1 pseudogene is annotated in these 1481 nt (G+C 44.2%); it reads left to right on the top strand.

Annotated elements, in window-relative coordinates:
• Positions 1 to 108 precede the first annotated feature (108 nt).
• Positions 109 to 1458, top strand: a pseudogene (locus QUA70_RS28400) (IS4 family transposase); the annotation flags it as partial.
• Positions 1459 to 1481 lie beyond the last annotated feature (23 nt).

Here is a 1481-nt window from a genome sequence, read left to right as displayed (position 1 = left end):
CAATGGCACTGAAAAAGTGAGCAAAAAAAAATCTGTAAGGCAAGATATACATAGATAATTGCCTTACAAACCAAAATATCTCTCTCCATTATGCCAAATCGTGGGTGCATTCTCAAACAACAATTTTTGCAGAGCGTTGCCTCACCTTGGGAGAAGCTGCTGCCAGAAGAGTTAGTCCAGGAGCTTCTAGCGAAGGAGAAGATCACCTACTACCAAAGCATCTACACACCGATAGTCACCTTGTGGGCGATGATATCCCAGGTACTAGAGCCCGACAAAAGTTTGAGTCAAGCCGTGAAGCGGATGAGTACGTGGTTGAGTGCGGCCGGAGTCAAGTCTCCTTCTTCTGATACCGGGGCATATAGTAAAGCTCGTAAGCGACTACCAGAAAAACTCGTTCAACAGTTAGTACCAATAGTCGCAGAAGCCCTAGAAAAGGAAGTTCCTCTAGAACAACAATGGTGTGGACGACGGGTGCGGGTACTAGATGGGACAACAGTGTTGATGAATGATACTGCTGCTAATCAAGCCGAGTATCCGCAACACAGTAATCAAAAAGCTGGGTGTGGATTTCCCATCGCTAAAATAGTGGTACTCTTTTCATTACTAACAGGGGCTGTGGTATCCGCTGGCATAGCATCCTTGGCAAGCAGTGAGATTGTGATGAGCCGTTTGATTTATGCAAATTTAGTCCCCGACGATGTGATATTGGCAGATCAAGCTTATGGTAATTATGTTGATTTAGTTTTAGTGAAACAGCAAGGAGCAGATGCTGTTTTCCGTAAGAATCATCTCCGTAAAACTGACTTTAGACGGGGAAAAAAGTTGGGAATTGGCGACCACAAAGTCGTGTGGAATAAGCCACAACAGTGTCCCAACCACATGACTATTGAGGAATTCGAGGCATTGCCGTCTAGTTTCATCGTCCGGGAAGTATGCTTACGAATTAAACGCCGAGGCTTCAGAGATGAGCGTATCATTGTAGTGACAACATTGGTAGATGCCAAGCGGTACACTGTTGAAAAATTGACTTCTTTATATGGATTACGTTGGTCGGCAGCAGAAGTCAATTTACGCTATCTCAAAACCACGTTAAAAATGGAGATGTTAACAGCTAAAACTCCGGTGATGGTGAGAAAAGAAATCTGGACACACTTATTAGCCTACACTTTACTACGTACCATTATGTGGCAGGCTGTATCTTCGTCAAAAAATACAGTTTTTCAACTCTCATTCCAATCAACTAGGCAGCAGTTTAATCTGTTATTGACGCTGTTGGCAACTACAGGAAAACGCCAACAGCGACTATGGCGTCAATTACTTTTGGAACAGGTGGCAACTAATTTACTCACGATTCGACCTGAGCGTTCTGAACCCAGAGTTTTAAAACGCAGGCCGAAACCGTATCCTCGAATGCAGGAACCTCGCTCTGTCTTGAAAGCTAAACTGCGGGCGTGATTAAGCCTTTTTCAGTGCCATTG

The sequence above is a fragment of the Microcoleus sp. LAD1_D5 genome, assembly GCF_036702115.1.
In the GTDB taxonomy this organism is placed as follows: domain Bacteria; phylum Cyanobacteriota; class Cyanobacteriia; order Cyanobacteriales; family Microcoleaceae; genus Microcoleus.
Note: the sequence above shows the minus strand (reverse complement) of the source record. Positions and strands in the feature narration are given on the sequence as shown.